Below are 14,815 nucleotides of genomic sequence, written 5' to 3'. Positions count from 1 at the left end.
TAAAAAATTAATAACACCTGGGGCATTTCTGGCTGTATTTATTGCCGATGATAAAGCCGATCATTATTTCGTTGGTGTTGTTGGTATAGTTCCTCAATCTTGAGGTAGTAGCAACTTCATAAGAATAGCTTACATTAAAAGTGTTTGATATATTCAAACCTGCCATGGCAGAATAACCGGAGATAAGGTTGGAGAAACGGTAGCTGCCACCCACCCATACTTTATCCAGGTACTGGAATTTTAAGTTGGTATGCAATCCGCCTAATTGCGGCTGCCAGTACTGGAACATTACCGATGGCATCATCATCACTTCGTCAGTCAATGAAAAGCGATAACCTGCTGTAGCAAAAAAGTTAGGGGTGTAAGAGGTACCATATTTATCGTTGGTAACAAATTTTGCTTTGCCTGGTATGATGTTTAATACAGAAGCGCCCAGGAAATATTGTGCAGAATACAACCATAACCCCGCTCCCAGCTCCGGCATGATCTTTTTCAGCTCGCCGCTGCTGATACCAATGGCAGGATCATTAGGATCCAGGTTGGCCCATTCTATTTTAGAACGGTCCAGGTTCACGCTGCTGATACCTGCGCTGAAACCTACCGATAAAGTTGTTTTTACACCCAATGGCTTATGATAAGCATAAGAGCCTGTCAGCGTCCAGCGGTTGATATAACCGGCCTTATCGTTCATGGCTACAAAGCCAATACCATGGTGCGGATCTGGCGGGGTGTATTCCTGCCATAATCTTTTACCACGCGGATCTTCGCCCGGCACTGCAAAAGACGTGGCGCTGGTGCGCAGGTCTTCCTTGCCTATCGGCGCATGAATACTGAAGTAACTGGTAACAGGAGCGCCATTAATGCCCGTCCACTGGTTACGGTTACTCAATTTAATGTCGGTATAGTTTTCAATACCTGTTACACCCGGATTAAGGATGTAGTTGTTTAAGATGTACTGCGTGTAAAATGGTTTGGCCTGGGCCATTGCCATGATACTGCACAAACTACCAACTACAATTAATGCTAATTTTTTCATGGTTCAGCTTTTCTTTTTCTCTGCCTGCTGCGTGAAGAAACCGGTTTGATTTTGCACCGGTCTCTTCACGCAGTTTTAAAGCAACATTTTAATTATTTAACAATCGTTACATAACCGGTGATCGGCGCTCTGCTATTACCTGGTTCTATGATATAATAGTAGGTATCAAATGGCAATGGTTTACCATTCAGTTTACCATCCCATGGTTTTTTATAGCCTTTCGATTCAAATACCAGCTGGCCTGTTCTTGTAAATACCTGTACCCTGTTGTTAGGATAAGTATCCAGGTAATCGATCAACCACAATTCGTTGATACCATCACCGTTTGGTGTGAAGGTATTCGGTATTTTAGGCGCTTTCAATACTTTGATGAATACCTTATCAGGCGCAGCGGTACAACCACCGGTGCCCGTTACAGTCAATGTGTAAGTGATATCATCCATAATGATATTGGCGGTAGGCGCCATATCAGTAGTACTGCTTAAATAAGTTGGTGGCGACCACAAATACTGGTACGTGGTGCTGCCCGAAACCACCGGTTGTAAGGTATATGAACCACCTTCCAGTACAATACCATCAGGCCCTGCATCTACTACCGGGTACGGATGTACGGTAAACGTTTTGGTGATGGTATCACTGTTACAGCCAAAGCTGTTCACGGTAAATAAGGTAACACTGTAAGTGGTGGCGCTGGCGTAGCGGTAAGTAACCGGGTTGGTGCCCAGCTTGGTACCATCGCCCAGGTCCCAGTTCCAGGTAGTAACCAGGCCATCCTTCGGATCGGTCTGGTCTCTGAACGTTACATCACTGCCGATACAAACACCGCCTGGATTACTGATACTGAAATCAGCTTTCGGTTGCGGATGTATGCTGTTGACAGGCACACTGTAGGTTTTAACGCAACCTGCATTGCTGGTTGCCTGCAGTGTAACAGGGAATGGCCCGTTGGTAACGTAAGTATGGGTTGGGTTCAACGCTGTTGAGTTAGCGGAGCCGTCACCAAAATTCCACAAATAGGTCATTGCGGTATTGTTGGCAATAGTGGTCTGGTTCTGGAACTGTACCACCGCTTTTGGCAAACAAACAGGATCGCTGAAGATAAAGGCCGGAGCAGGTAATACATCACTGATGGTAACAGTGGCTGTGCCCGTTTGAGCCTGCAGGCAGGCCGTGGTGCTGCCATCCCTTACATCTTCCAGCGTATAGGTAAATGTACCGGCTGCAACTGTTGGTACAAGCACCGTTACGGAAGTATTGGTACCCGTAGTAGTGACTGTTTGCAGGCCGCCGCCATTGATGCGGTACCTGAAGGTATAAGGAGTTGAGCCGCCGGCACCGGTAAAGGTGATATCCGGGTAAGGCGTATTGATACAAATTAATTTATCGCCGCTGATGGTCGCTGTTGGTAAAGGGTTCACCTTAACCACCACAGTACCGCTTTGCAGCTGACTGCAACCTGTGCTGGTACCGTCTTTCACGCTCTTCAATACATAAGTAAAGGTATTGGCCACAGCAGTGGTTTGCAATACGGTTACAGAGTTACCGGCTGTAGTGGTAACTGTTTGATCCGCACCACCATTCACGGAATAAGTAAAGGTATAAGGTGCAGTACCGCTGGCGCCTGTAAAGGTGATCGCTACTGATGGCGCATTCTGGCAAACCTCTGTATTACCGGCGATCAATGCGGTTGGCAATGGATTGATGGTGATAGTACCGGTAGTGCTTGGTTTAACGCAAGGGCCGGTAGTGGTAACAGTATAAGTAAATGTACCGCTTACACTAGGCGTACCCGTAATGGTGATAGTACCACCGCTGTAGCTGCCGGTAACACCCGCTGGCAAACCGGTAACAGTGCCGCCTGTACCGCCACCTCCTACTGCGTATGTAATATTGGTAATGGCTGTATTAACACATACTGTTTGCGCATTGGTACCTGCTGCTGAACTTAAGCTTAAAGTAGCATCCGCATTCACTGTTAGTGTACCCCCCAGCGTTGGTTTAACGCATGGGCCAGTAGTGGTAACTGTGTAAGGGAATGTACCCGATACGGTTGGCGTACCAGTGATGGTGATTACACCTCCTGCATAAGTACCGGTAACACCTGCTGGCAGACCTGTTACAGCGCCGCCGGTACCTGTACCGCCTACTGCATAAGTAATGTTGGTAATAGCATTATTGATACAAACGGTCTGTGCATTGGTACCCGCTGCAGATGTCAAGGTCAAGGTTGCATCGCCGGTGATGGTGATGCTGCCCGTTGCAGTTGGTTTGATACATGGACCTGTTGTTGTAACAGTATAATTAAATGTACCCGTTACAGTTGGAGAACCCAGGATGGTTACAACGCCTCCGGAGTATGTGCCGGTTAAACCGGCAGGCAAACCTGTTACGGTTGCACCGGTGCCGCCACCACCTACTGAATAAGTAATGGTAGCGATACTATTATTGATACAAATGGTTTGATTATTAGAACCGGCAGCAGAGGTCAAAGCTATAGTTGCATCAGCATTCACTGTCAATGTGCCGCCCAGTGAAGGTTTGGCACAAGGACCTGTTGTACTAACAGTATAGTTGAATGTGCCCGATACGGTAGGCGTACCGGTGATAGTGATAACACCGCCGGCATAAGTTCCCGTAACACCTGCAGGCAGACCTGCTACAGCACCGCCGGTACCAGTACCACCTACTGCATAAGTAATATTGGTGATGGCATTGTTAACACAAACAGTTTGCGTATTGGTGCCCGCTGCAGATGTTAAGGTTAATGTAGCATCTGCTGTTACTGTAATAGTACCGGTAGCCGTTGGTTTAACGCAAGGACCAGCGGTGGTAACAGTATAAGTAAATGTACCTGCAACACTTGGTGAACCCAGTATGGTTACCACGCCACCTGCATACGAACCAGTTACACCCGTTGGTAAACCAGTTACGGTTGCACCGGTAAGGCTGCCTCCAGCTGCGTAAGTAATATTCGTTAATGGAGTATTGATACAAACAGTCTGCGCATTGGTACCAACTGCAGAGCTCAGTGACAATGTACCGTCAGCTGTAACAGTTAGTGTACCCCCCAGCGTTGGTTTGGCACATGGCCCTGTGGTACTTACCGTATAAGGGAATGTGCCCGATACAGTGGGCGTACCCGTAATGGTGATAATACCTCCAGCATAAGTACCGGTAACACCTGCCGGCAGGCCTGTTACTGCTCCACCGGTGCCCGTACCGCCTACTGCATAAGTAATATTGGTAATAGCATTATTGATACATACTGTTTGTGCATTGGTACCCGCTGCAGATGTCAAGGTCAAGGTTGCATCGCCGGTGATGGTGATGCTGCCCGTTGCAGTTGGTTTGATACATGGACCGGTTGTAGTTACCGTATAATTAAATGTACCGGTTACTGTTGGAGAACCCAGGATGGTTACAACACCGCCGGAATAAGTGCCGGTTACACCTGCAGGCAAACCTGTTACGGTTGCACCGGTACCGCCGCCACCTACGGAGTAGGTAATGGTGGTAATACCATTATTGATACAGATGGTTTGATTATTAGAACCTGCCGCTGATGTCAGTGCAATAGTTGCATCCGCATTTACAGTTAATGTACCGCCCAGTGAAGGTTTGGCACAAGGGCCAGTCGTGCTGACTGTATAGTTAAATGTACCTGCTACAGTTGGTGTACCCGTAATGGTGATAACACCACCGGCATAAGTACCCGTAACACCTGCAGGCAGACCTGTTACAGCGCCGCCGGTGCCCGTACCACCCACTGCATAAGTAATATTGGTAATAGCATTATTGATACATACAGTTTGTGCATTGGTACCCGCTGCCGAACTTAAAGTTAATGTTGCATCCGCCGTTACTGTAATAGTACCGGTAGCTGTTGGTTTAACGCAGGGGCCCGTGGTAGTGATAGTATAAGTAAATGTACCCGCAGCACTTGGCGTACCCAGTATGGTCACCACACCGCCTGCATAAGTACCCGTTACACCAGCAGGTAAACCGGTAACAGTAGCACCGGTAACACTGCCGCCTGCAGTATACGTAATATTGGTTAATGTATTATTGATACAAACAGTCTGCGCATTAGTGCCCGCAGCAGAGCTCAACGCCAATGTTCCGTCTGCAGAAACAGTTAGTGTACCCCCCAACGATGGCTTAACGCATGGGCCGGTAGTGCTTACCGTGTAAGGGAATGTACCCGATACGGTAGGCGTACCCGTGATGGTGATAACACCACCTGCATAAGTACCGGTAACACCTGCCGGCAGACCTGTTACTGCACCGCCGGTACCTGTACCGCCTACTGCATAAGTAATATTGGTAATAGCATTATTGATACAAACGGTCTGTGTATTGGTACCCGCTGCAGAAGTTAAAGTCAATGTTGCATCACCGGTAACGGTTACAGTAGCACTTTGTCCCGTAACGATGCGCTTACAAACAGCTGCTCCCACATTCTTGATACTATCAAGCGTGTAAACAAAGGTTCCGGCCACATTCGTTGGAATACCCGTAATGGTATATACACCCGCAGCATCGCTCGTTACGGGTGCCTGCCCTACTCCATTTATACTGTAGTTCATTATATAAGGAGCAAGACCTCCTGTACCCGTCAACGTAATGGTTGGAGATGCTGAATTAATACAAACAGTCACAGTTCCATTAATAGTAGCATTCGGTACATCCGGTACCACTACCGTTTGCTGGTAAGTGGCCTGGCAACCCACCGTTGTATAAGCACTGTATTGTACATTATAGCTTCCGGGCCCGGTAAAGGTGTGGGAAGGATTACGGATCGTTGAAGTATTGGATGCACCACTCGCCGGATCATTAAAATTCCAGGTCCATAAATAGGTTGGCTTAGGCGCTTGCGGCGTTGTTTCTGTAAAATCAACCTGCTGCAGGTAACAACCCACATTGCTTGCTGTAAAACCTGGTGGTACCGGCGGCCCTGTAACCGTAAGCTGGAAGGTATAATCCTGCTGGTTACCACAACCCTCTGTTGTACTTCTGTAAACAGTAATGGTAATATTATATACACCCGGCGTACTGAAAGTGTATTGACCGGGAACAGAATACCAGGCCACTTCCTTGGTGTTCCTTATATTAACAGAGTCGGGTGTTACCGTAGGCGTTCCATGAACCACATACGGGAAGTTATTCGGCGACATTACAGAAGTATTGCTGCAATCCCACCTTATAGAATCATAACGGATAAAGTCTGGAGTAGCGCCTACTGTTTTATTGGGTAAGTATACTTTAAAATCAAACGGAACACCCACGCAAACATTCGGCGTGGTCTCAATACTGTATGGCGGCGTTACTTCCAGCTGCTGGTTCAGATCTATCACGTTCGTACCCGCATTGTATCCATAGCTCTCTGTACCACCATAACCATAAGCAATGGCAATAAAGCCTGAGTCGTTGACCACCCTGTGACTGGGCGAACCTACCGTAGTGCTGGCTGTTAAGTTTACGGTTGCGTAAGAATAACCGGTGGTACCTATCGGTGTAAAAGTTACTGCCGGTGCCACACCATCTACTCTTAAGCTGGAAATAGATGTACCGGTGTTCTGCAATATCAGATTAAGATAATGACTGGTAATATTGGTATTGGGCGGCGTGAGCGACTGGTGTGCAGACACAAATGCAATATCACTCAAGGTCTGCTCTACCGGGTTGATCAATATCATTTCCGGGTCACTCGGTATACCATCGCAGTTTTGCGTGGTGATATATTGGTATACAGCGATCTGGTCTACCGAAGATATATCCTGCGGCGTGCTCGCAGTAAATTCATAATAAGAGTTGCTGATCAGTGTAGCAGCTGACAAAGGTGTACCGTTCACATTTACAACCGAAGTAGGCGAACTTACATATACCCTGATGATATCGTGGTTCTTTAATGCAAATGGAGAAGTAAGATACCTTCTGCCCCAGGAGCTTTTAGGAGTAAGCTGCTGGAATAAATTATCGCCAGAGCTGGCGCCTCCGCAACCCATCGCCGTCCTGGTAGAAGAACCAATCACCACAATTCTCTGGCAACTGTTGCTGCCGCTGGCAATAGACTTTACCGTGGTGCCCGAAAGTTCGTTCAGGGATTGGTATTGGTATACATCACCTTTATTAATTACTATCTGGAAGGGAATACCTGCTGTGTGCGCTCCCGAAACATCCGAGTTTACAGGATTGATCTCAACCGTGGTATTATCTTCAATACCCACTACTTCAAACTGGCATCTTTCAGAACCAAAGGTACTTCCCTGGGGTACATAGGTTGATACCACGTACTCTTTACCCATTACATTCACCGGCAGTAATAATGTGGAACCTGAGATAGACGCATTCAATACATGCGCATAAGCCGCAACAGGATTGGCCGATTCAATATGAATGGCCCTGTTTTTTTCCACCACGTTATTGGAGGCAACATAGCAGCCGGCATTGGAAGGTATTGTTGCATTACCGATCCTTACAATAGAGGTCTGGTTGGCAGCTACAGTAAAAGGGATCGAGTTCCCGTTGAATGAAACCGTACCGGTGGTATTTACATCCGAGGTAAGATAGATCGCCAGCCTGGATACCGTACCTGAGCTGTGTGCCGGGTAGGCAAACCAAAAGTCCTTTCCTTTATTGGACTGGTCCTGGCTGAATCCTTTGAAAACGGTCAATACAATAAAAAACAGCAGTAAAATTTTTCTCATGTGTTTGGTTGTATATAGTTAGTCAGTATTGCTCAAATAATAAAAAAATCCGGTAAACGGATGCTAATTTGGGGGAGTTCGTTGCCTGCCAAGGATAATAAGAAATTCACATGTTTTTCACAGGTAGCGGAGGCTGTAAATTTAAGGAAAAGAAACGAAAAAAGCCCTGTGGCAGCGGGCTTTTTTAAAATAAATTCAAAAAAGCAGGCCCAGATGCAGCGGTTTTTGAAGATTACAATTGTTCCCTCTTTAAATCAAATTCGTTAGCAGCCTTCAACGAATTATTAATTTTTTAGCAGTTTTTTCGAGGCCTTTTTTAATCCTGATCTTTAATTGAAAAACTGCGAAACATACTTGTTGAATGTTGAAGAAAGATAGTGGTAAGAAATGTATCAATTATACAAAAACAAAAAAGCCACATAGAAATGCGGCCTTTGTTAAGAACCTTTCGATTCTGTAACCCCCAAAGAAAACATCGTAAACCAAGCACTAACAACGTTTACTGTCTCCGGGGTATTTCTTAAACGCTGTTTGTTAAAATTTATTTTGCTGGTGTTAAAATTTCGCTGAATTGTTGCTCACCTTTTGTATCAATATGGCATAACCGGTAATAATACTTAGTAGCTTTCCTACGTTTTAATTTTTCTTTATATGCGTAGGCATTGCCTGGTTGTGTGGGGTCATTACCCAATACGATGGCAATGGTTGTAAATTGTTTTGCATCTGCGCTTCGTTGTACCTGCCAAACATTACTTGCACTATCGCCTTCAGTTGACCAGTGAATGATAAGTTGTGATTTGTTTTCATAAATGGTGAGTTTATTGATTACTATTGGTACGTTTTTATTTTTTTGCTGGCTGAACGCAGTAGTTATTATGAATGCTGCTGCTATTACCAGGTTGATCTTTCTTTTCATTTTATCCGTTTAAAACTTTAAAGCTTTTTACGGATAAGGTTTAAAACTGCAGTTAGTTCAGGTAAAAGGAGGTTGCCGGTCGGGTAAAAGAACCAGCAACTCCTGTTGACCTTCTGTGCTTGGTTATAATTAGTTTTTAATGATCTTTTGAGTACCGATGATGGTAGTGTTCATCATCACAGTTGCTACATACATGCCTGGGGCCAGTTTAGCAAGACCGTTCACCTGCAGGTTGTTGTAACCTTTGCTTACAGTGCAGATCTTGGTAGATACGATCTGGCCGTTAGCGTTCACGATGTTGATCTGTGCAGTACCGTTTTCAGTAGATGTAAAACGTACATTCAGGTCGGCAGTGAAAGGATTAGGGCTGGTCTGTATCTGTACACCTTCAGCAGCTTTCAATTTAACCACCAGTGTGTTGGTGTAAGAGATCCTGCCACTGTTATCCACCTGTTTCAAACGATAGTATACTACTGATTTGGTTTGCAGTTCTGCAGAAGCATCTTTAAACTGGTAGTTCTTTTTAGAACCGTTCTCAAAACCATCCAGCACCATACCGATCATGCTAAAGCTGCTGCCATCAAATGAACGCTCAACTTCAAAGTGGTTGTTATCAATTTCCTGTTCAGTGATCCATTTTAATAATACTGCTTTGTCAGCTACCGCAGCATCGAAAGAAAAATACTTAACCGGTAAAGTTGATGCAGCTACATAGTTAAAACCTTTAAAGTAGATACCTTTCTGCCTTGTTGCAGATGAGTTACCCAGGTTAGCAGCGCCTGCTTTGTAAGTAAAGCTGCTGATGTTCGTCCTGGTTAAAGTAAACATGACCTGCTTAGCTGAAGTATCAACACCATTATATTCAATACCACCGATATTAGTAGCCAGGTACTGGGTCAATGTAGGCACCACGTTGATCTGTAAAGTACTGGTAAGGTAAGATAAGATACTACCTGCACCCATATCCAGCATATCCATTTCGTGTAAAGTGCTGTTACCATCTATATCCATTGCAGTTGCACGTAATGTATCAATTGACTGAGCAGCGCCGCTGCCTTTAACGAACTCGATCTTGAATTCTACCAGGCCAGTGCTTAAAGCAGGCACTTTGATCTCTGGAGAAAAAGCTTCCGGCATGGTAGTAGTATTGTCGTCCAGTTTAGTAACTGTAGCACCACCGGTTGCACTTACTATAGTAACATAAGCATCAATACCTGAAGCCACGCTACCGAATTTATACTTAGCACCTACCTGTAAAGCAGTACCGCTTACCAGAGATGGAGTTGCATTAAACTTTAAGTTATAGCCGTTATTATCAGCTTTAGTTTGGAGAGAGAAAAACAGGATTACTACGCATACAGATATAGCTTTCCTAAGAGAAGTAAAATTAGTTTTCATTTTTCTTGTGTTTGTTGTTTCAGATATTTCCCGGAATTCTGGTGGAGGTAACACCTTGCTCCTGGATGGCTCTAAAAGGAAAATCGGGTTTCGGACCTGAAAGAACAATAACCGAGGTAATGGTCATTTGTAATTTCATCACAAACATAATATGCATTTTCGGAAACCGCAAACTTTCTACGCCGTAATTTTACGGCACTTCGAGGAAAAATACGTTTTTGGGTTTTTTGTTTGAAAATTTCTAATACTACAATCGCAACTACTTAGATGAAATATGGCTATTCAGCGTAAAAACTTTCGTTAACTTTTAATTACCCCTTGTTTTGTTGAACAAATCGCATATTTCCGGCCGCTTTTTGTGTACTTTTTTAAACAGGGGTTTTACTAAAACCCTCCAGAGTCTTTTGCGTATTTTACCTGTTCCCCGCCTCGTTTGTTTACCCGGTAAGGATACTGAGTAGTGCCCCGGATCGCTATTAATATATACCAGACGGTATTCCGCCATTTTGTCAACACTTACTTAAAAAAAGCAATATTTCCATTAGCGCCCCGATCGGCTCCAGGGCGGAGCCTGGGCCTCAAAACTGGCTGAAACGGTAAATTTGGGCATTTGTGCATTTTGGGCCCGCTTTAAAAATGGCAACTTTGTGCAATATCAGCCATTAAACGAAATTTAATTTTATATAAACAATTTATTAATTTGTTAATCAGTATTTTATGATACATTAATTAACATTCAACCTCAATCAGGTTCAGCTCCACTATTCTTGCATTTTCAGCCTGTATTTATTACAATAAAAAGTTTAGATTATAGTATCTAACAATTTTAATAACAGTTTATAACAATAATTTTTTACAACTAAATAAAGTACCAAAATCGGGAGCGTACAAAATATGCTATCTTAACAGGCTATGCTAATATGCTTAGCAGTATTTTTTGCGTTTTTCTTTGCAGATTTTTATTTAATTTGTGGCAGCATCCACACAAAATGGATCCTTAAATACTATGGCCCTGAAATGCTCCCCTATCCTGCTGCTGGTTGTGGCATCCCTTATTTTTATGACAGCCTGTCGGGAACCCAAGGAACTGGAATACCGGGATTTCAAGAACCTCAGCTCCGAAAAGCTGGGATTTTCCTCCTCTACTTTTAAGGTAGACCTGGTGTATTACAACCCCAATAATTTCGGTTTGCAGCTCCGCAGAACCGACCTGGACATCTATATTGATAGTAATTATTTGGGCCATACGGCGCAGGATTACCAGATAAATATTCCGCGGAGAGGGGAATTTACGTTGCCTTTAAGCATAGAAGTGGACATGAAAAATGCGTATAAAAACGCAATTCCGGCCCTTTTTGGAAAAGAAGTGCTGGTAAAAGTGGTGGGAAAAGTGAAGCTGGGGAAGGCTAATGTGTTCAAAAGTTTTAATGTGAACTACCAGGGAATGCAGAAATTCTCGCTCTAAAGCATCTTGTTAAGCATAAAAAATCCCTCCACGATTGACCGTGGAGGGATTTTTTTTATAGTTGTTGTTCGTTTTTTACCCTTTTTTGGCCGGTACTTTAGGTGTTTCGGCCGGTTTTTTACAGCACATGGGCAGGGCTTTATAGGCCGATTCTTCCGCTTCAATATCATCTGCATCAAATCCCAGGTTGGCAATGGCCGTTTTTACCGCCTCTTTACTGGTGCGGTCGGTAAGCCAGGTTACGGTAGCAGTCTTCCTTTTCAGGTCTACTTTTATAGAAGTTACCCCTTCTTCCTTGCTCATAAAAAACTCCAGCTGGTCCTTGCATTTATCGCAGTTTTGCAGGTTGGGCAGGCTTATTACGGCTTTGTCGTTCATTTTTACCTGGGCGCTTGCGGCTGCGGAGCATACTACCAAGGCCAGGCCCAATATCATTTTTTTCATCGGTATTTTTTTAATCAATTTAAGTAAAAATAAGCATTAGCCCGCCCAGTTGGCCGGGTCGGCGCTCCAATTTAACAAGGTTTTTTGCTGATCGGGCGATACAATGCCTTTTTCAATAGCCAGTTCTATCAATGTGGGATAGTTGGTAAGCGGGTATAGCGGTAGCCCGGCATCGTCAAATGCTTTGGCGGCTACGCTAAAGCCATAGGTAAATATCGATACCATGCCGATCACTTCCACCCCCGCGGCTTTGAGCACATCGCAAACCTGCAGGCTGCTTTTGCCAGTCGAGATCAGGTCTTCCACCACCACTACCTTTTGCCCTTTTTCCAGGTTGCCTTCTATTTGATTACCTAATCCATGTTCTTTTGGTTTGGGGCGTACATATACATACGGCAGCTTTAACTGGTCGGCAGCCATGGCGCCCCAGGCTATACCGGCAGTGGCTACACCGGCCAGTACTTCGGCATCGGCAAATTTTTCGAAGATGACACTGCAGAGTTCGCTTTTAATAAAATCCCGGATGTAGGGATAAGATAATACCTTCCGGTTATCACAATAAATGGGGCTTTTCCACCCGCTGGCCCATGTAAAAGGTTGTTGCGGACTTAATTTAATTGCATTAATTTGTAAGAGCTTTTCAGCAACAGCTTTTTCGTTTGTCATGGTGCAAATTTGACGGTTGCTATTTAAAATTTGAAATATTATTATGCACATCAAGATCTATTTTGGAGATAAGCCTGTTTTTCTTTGCGATCATATAGATACCGAACTGAACGAGATACTGCACCACCCCGATGCGGTGTTCATTGATGAGATCAGCAACCCTGCCATTAAATCTTTACTGCACGAAATAAAGAAAGAAGAGTTTCATGCCGGTGTGCTGTGGCACGAAGACCTGGAACAATTAAAGAAGGTCTTCTTTAAACATTTTACTTTAATTGAAGCGGCCGGTGGCATTGTGCAGAACACTAAAAAGGAACTGCTTTTTATCTATCGCCTTGATAAATGGGACCTGCCCAAAGGCAAAATGGAAAAAGGCGAAAAGCCAGATGCTACTGCTATCAGAGAAGTGGAAGAAGAGACCGGCGTTACCGGCCTTACCCTTAAAAAAAAGGTGGGCGAAACCTATCATACCTACGATGCCTACGGCAAACATTATTTAAAGGTCACCTACTGGTATTATATGACCTGCTCCGCCACGCAACACCTGGTGCCGCAAACCGAAGAAGATATTACGGCTATTAAATGGGTGGCAACAAAGGATATCAAGCAACCAATGAGTAATACTTATCCATCTATTAAGGATATACTCAGCGTGTTTTTTGACGAGCCATGAACGTGAGACGTGAGACGTGAATCGTGAGTTGTTTGAAGGTTATTAATTTAATAGTTATAAATGGGAGGTTGGAGGTAAGGGTTACGAGTTACGGGTTACGGGTTTGTTTGCGTGCTTCGACACTCACCACTTACAATTCACCACTCACTTTTCACATTCGTAAGGTATAGCAAAGCGGATAGGATTACATAAAATCGGAGTCGGAGTAGATGTACCTGCCCTTATCTTGACCACATTAATACTTGTTAACCACATAGGCACATAGATAACATAGGGAACATAGTTAGAACGTGCAGTAAAACTTATAAGAACCATCTATATTAAAAATAGCTGTATCAAATGAGGGTGTTGATTAAAGCGTTTATGTATATAGGTGAATTTTTACCTTTGTTCAATCTACTACTATCCTAAGAAAAAAATGTTTATCAAGGTAGTACTCACTTTGTGTAAGACCTGAGTCAAAGCTGCCAATAAAAGTATAGGTTATCCTTGTAATGTTACATTCCAGAATTGGAGGATCATTGTTACTAACCCAACAATTCCGGTCGTCCAACAGCTTTGCTATAATAAACTTCAAACCTATCTTATCTTCCTCCTCTTTGAACATTTTAGTAGCATCTATTGTACTCTTATTTGCATTATTAATAATAGTTCCCAATACAGACGTTACGCCTTGTTTTTTGTAATCCTGTTCAAGTTTTATGATATATGCCAGGTCTGTTTCTATGGTAATTACTGAATCCCGGTATAAAATGACATTCTTTGTTCGGGGAATTATGGTGCTGCAAAACTTGTAAAAAAGCAGGTGTACAGTATCCCTGCGCCCATGCGGTACGGCCTTTTCCTGCGGGAAAGCGACTGCATTGATCGCCATCAGAAAAATTCCGGTAAAGAACAGCTTGCTGATCATAAACTCTTAACAATGGTTTTATATTATCCTGAATTGAGTTTTTGGCAATATGTTGCTGAAGATATAAAGTAAAGTTGAAAATTGGATACGGTCCCTTCCTGCAACTAAAGCTACTCTCCAATCTTTTCATCGAGGTAAGCAAGCAGCTCTTCGGCCAGTTGCCGGTTACGGCTGGAATTATCGAACCTGGTATTGCTAAGAAGATCCCTAACAGTAATGCTTACAAAATCTTTCAATTGATCGCTATTCATTAAGTTGTATGTTCCCATTTCGGGATCGAAACTGCAGCACCACTCTGTAATTATTTCGAGCGCACAATTTTGCACCAGTTCGCTTTTAGTTGCTTTAATAAGGCGGATAATAATTGGCAGCGCTTTTAAAACAGCCGGGTAAAAAGTACCGCCATGGTTATTTCCTAAAGCAAACAAAACATCGTTGTATACTTTCCCTTTGTCCGATTCGTTTGTAAGGTTTATAAGTTGTAAAAGGTTAGGCTCAACTTTATTGGCTTGGTAGAATTGGGGGCCATTGAACAAACGCCAGTTGGTTGTTTTAATTTCATTAATAATGTCGCTTATCGTACTACCGGGCTCAGTCATC

The 14,815-nt window shown here is 43.8% G+C and carries 10 protein-coding genes; 2 read left to right on the top strand and 8 right to left on the bottom strand.

Features of this window, described 5'->3' with window-relative positions; all coding sequences use genetic code 11:
• Positions 1-7 precede the first annotated feature (7 nt).
• From QM738_RS18525 to QM738_RS18510, 4 genes are all read right to left on the bottom strand, one after another.
• Entirely contained in the window at positions 8-1,036 is a 1,029-nt protein-coding gene (locus QM738_RS18525; protein WP_462278230.1) for a PorP/SprF family type IX secretion system membrane protein, read from the bottom strand.
• Between the two features lie 92 nt (positions 1,037-1,128).
• A complete protein-coding gene (locus QM738_RS18520) occupies positions 1,129-7,743 on the bottom strand; it encodes a PKD domain-containing protein (RefSeq protein ID WP_462278229.1) in 6,615 nt (2,204 codons plus the stop codon).
• A gap of 541 nt (positions 7,744-8,284) precedes the next feature.
• The gene (locus QM738_RS18515; protein ID WP_462278228.1) at positions 8,285-8,659 is read right to left on the bottom strand and encodes a hypothetical protein; all 375 of its coding nucleotides are present in this window, start codon (positions 8,657-8,659) and stop codon (positions 8,285-8,287) included.
• Positions 8,660-8,788: 129 nt separating this feature from the next.
• Positions 8,789-10,057 carry a T9SS type A sorting domain-containing protein gene (locus QM738_RS18510; protein WP_462278227.1) on the bottom strand — a complete coding sequence of 423 codons (1,269 nt, stop codon included), beginning with the start codon at positions 10,055-10,057 and terminating at the stop codon, positions 8,789-8,791.
• Between the two features lie 1,060 nt (positions 10,058-11,117).
• On the opposite strand from QM738_RS18510, the gene QM738_RS18505 reads away from it, so the two are divergent.
• A complete protein-coding gene (locus QM738_RS18505; RefSeq protein WP_462278226.1) occupies positions 11,118-11,522 on the top strand; it encodes an LEA type 2 family protein in 405 nt (134 codons plus the stop codon).
• Positions 11,523-11,597: 75 nt separating this feature from the next.
• Here QM738_RS18505 and QM738_RS18500 read toward each other — a convergent pair whose 3' ends face one another.
• A complete protein-coding gene (locus QM738_RS18500) occupies positions 11,598-11,966 on the bottom strand; it encodes a heavy-metal-associated domain-containing protein (protein ID WP_462278225.1) in 369 nt (122 codons plus the stop codon).
• A gap of 36 nt (positions 11,967-12,002) precedes the next feature.
• Complete coding sequence (pyrE, locus tag QM738_RS18495) at positions 12,003-12,632, bottom strand: orotate phosphoribosyltransferase (protein WP_462278224.1); 630 nt, start codon at positions 12,630-12,632, stop codon at positions 12,003-12,005.
• Between the two features lie 43 nt (positions 12,633-12,675).
• Between pyrE and QM738_RS18490 the strand changes: the two genes are divergently transcribed.
• Positions 12,676-13,305 carry an NUDIX hydrolase gene (locus tag QM738_RS18490; protein ID WP_462278223.1) on the top strand — a complete coding sequence of 210 codons (630 nt, stop codon included), beginning with the start codon at positions 12,676-12,678 and terminating at the stop codon, positions 13,303-13,305.
• Between the two features lie 391 nt (positions 13,306-13,696).
• Here the strand turns inward: QM738_RS18490 and QM738_RS18485 are convergent, their stop codons facing one another.
• Together QM738_RS18485 and QM738_RS18480 are read right to left on the bottom strand one after the other, a co-directional pair.
• The gene (locus QM738_RS18485; protein ID WP_462278222.1) at positions 13,697-14,215 is read right to left on the bottom strand and encodes a hypothetical protein; all 519 of its coding nucleotides are present in this window, start codon (positions 14,213-14,215) and stop codon (positions 13,697-13,699) included.
• Positions 14,216-14,325: 110 nt separating this feature from the next.
• Positions 14,326-14,814 (bottom strand): hypothetical protein, encoded by a 489-nt coding sequence (locus QM738_RS18480; RefSeq protein WP_462278221.1) that lies wholly within the window; start codon positions 14,812-14,814, stop codon positions 14,326-14,328.
• Position 14,815: the final 1 nt, after the last annotated feature.

The organism is Ferruginibacter sp. (genome assembly GCF_049840995.1).
Classification (GTDB): domain Bacteria; phylum Bacteroidota; class Bacteroidia; order Chitinophagales; family Chitinophagaceae; genus Ferruginibacter.
This window is presented reverse-complemented; position numbering and strand designations above follow the sequence as displayed.

Coding starts and splice junctions, on each gene's coding strand:
- QM738_RS18525 (WP_462278230.1), bottom strand. CDS start 1,036: ATGAAAAAATTAGCATTAATTGTAGTTGGTAGTTTGTGCAGTATCATG.
- QM738_RS18520 (WP_462278229.1), bottom strand. CDS start 7,743: ATGAGAAAAATTTTACTGCTGTTTTTTATTGTATTGACCGTTTTCAAA.
- QM738_RS18515 (WP_462278228.1), bottom strand. CDS start 8,659: ATGAAAAGAAAGATCAACCTGGTAATAGCAGCAGCATTCATAATAACT.
- QM738_RS18510 (WP_462278227.1), bottom strand. CDS start 10,057: ATGAAAACTAATTTTACTTCTCTTAGGAAAGCTATATCTGTATGCGTA.
- QM738_RS18505 (WP_462278226.1), top strand. CDS start 11,118: ATGACAGCCTGTCGGGAACCCAAGGAACTGGAATACCGGGATTTCAAG.
- QM738_RS18500 (WP_462278225.1), bottom strand. CDS start 11,966: ATGAAAAAAATGATATTGGGCCTGGCCTTGGTAGTATGCTCCGCAGCC.
- pyrE (WP_462278224.1), bottom strand. CDS start 12,632: ATGACAAACGAAAAAGCTGTTGCTGAAAAGCTCTTACAAATTAATGCA.
- QM738_RS18490 (WP_462278223.1), top strand. CDS start 12,676: ATGCACATCAAGATCTATTTTGGAGATAAGCCTGTTTTTCTTTGCGAT.
- QM738_RS18485 (WP_462278222.1), bottom strand. CDS start 14,215: ATGATCAGCAAGCTGTTCTTTACCGGAATTTTTCTGATGGCGATCAAT.
- QM738_RS18480 (WP_462278221.1), bottom strand. CDS start 14,814: ATGACTGAGCCCGGTAGTACGATAAGCGACATTATTAATGAAATTAAA.